This is a genomic window from Streptomyces sp. ICN903 (genome assembly GCF_022015835.1).
GTDB lineage: Bacteria > Actinomycetota > Actinomycetes > Streptomycetales > Streptomycetaceae > Streptomyces > Streptomyces fenghuangensis.
On record NZ_JAKMAY010000589.1, the window covers coordinates 1 to 1,088 of the forward strand.

A 1,088-nucleotide genomic window follows, 5' to 3' on the forward strand; every position below is an offset into this window, starting at 1 on the left:
CGTGCAGGGTCAGGGTGGTCTTGCCGGAGGACTCCGGCCCGTAGACCTCCACCACCCGGCCGCGCGGCAGACCGCCCACCCCCAGCGCCACGTCCAGAGCGGTCGACCCGGTCGGGATCACCTCGACGGGCTCGTTCGGCCGCTCGCCCAGGCGCATCACCGCGCCCTTGCCGAACTGCCGTTCAATCTGTGCGAGCGCGGCGTCGAGCGCCTTCTCGCGGTCGTTTCCTGCCATGGGTGCCACCCGGTTCGCTTGAGTCGATCGCTTCACATCAGAAGACGCTAGCGCCTGCCACTGACAATCGGCCCGGACGCCGTCCCCAGCAGCCCGGCCCCTCCATAAGAATGGCTGTTCGATTTTTGTGTCAAGTTGCCCCATACCCCTGTGGAAAACCGGGAAGATCCGGGAAACCAGCAGCTCAGAGGCGCTTCGCGCGGTCGGCCGCGATGCGGGGTCCCCCTCGGAGCTCACCTCAGCTCGGCGGGCACGTCCACGGCCGCGCAGACCGCGCGCCAGACCTCCTTCGCCCCCCACCCCGCCTCCAGGGCCTCGTGGACCGTCCGGCCGCCCAGCTCGGACATCACGTGATCGCGTGCGAAGGAGTCGGCGTACGCCTCACCGAAGTGGGCCGCCATCCGCTCCCAGAAGACCGTCAAACGCATACACCCAGTATCCGCCCGTCCGGCTCCTCCCCCGCCGACCGGGGAGGAGCCGGACGGGCGGAGAGGAGCCGGACGGGCTGCGGGCCTAGCCCAGGGCCCGCAGCCCCGCGGTGACCAGGACGGCGGCGGCGACCACCACCAGGAAGGGCGCGCGCAGCACCAGCGCGACCGCCGCAGCCGCGAGACCTCCCGCGCGTGCGTCGGCCACCAGTGCGCCGCCCTCGCCGCCGAAGGTCTGCTGCGCGGTGAGCGCCGCCAGCAGCGCCACGGGCAGCAGGGCCGCCAGCCTCCGCACCAGGGGACGTTCCAGCGCACCGGCCGGCACCGACAGTCCGAGCAGCTTGACGAGGTAGCAGCCGACGGCCGTCGCCCCGATCGCGATCCACACGCCCGCCGCGCTCATCGCCCCTCCCCCCTGTCCGGCC

The 1,088-nt window shown here is 72.4% G+C and carries 2 protein-coding genes and 1 pseudogene; all 3 read right to left on the reverse strand.

Features of this window, described 5'->3' with window-relative positions; genetic code table 11:
* Positions 1-235: pseudogene (locus tag L7D48_RS28985) on the reverse strand (DNA recombination/repair protein RecA); the annotation flags it as partial.
* 233 nt (positions 236-468) lie between these two features.
* Positions 469-663: a DUF3046 domain-containing protein gene (locus L7D48_RS28990; RefSeq protein ID WP_237884101.1), complete on the reverse strand. Its 195-nt coding sequence runs from the start codon at positions 661-663 to the stop codon at positions 469-471.
* A gap of 85 nt (positions 664-748) precedes the next feature.
* Entirely contained in the window at positions 749-1,066 is a 318-nt protein-coding gene (locus tag L7D48_RS28995) for an AzlD domain-containing protein (RefSeq protein WP_237884103.1), read from the reverse strand.
* Positions 1,067-1,088 lie beyond the last annotated feature (22 nt).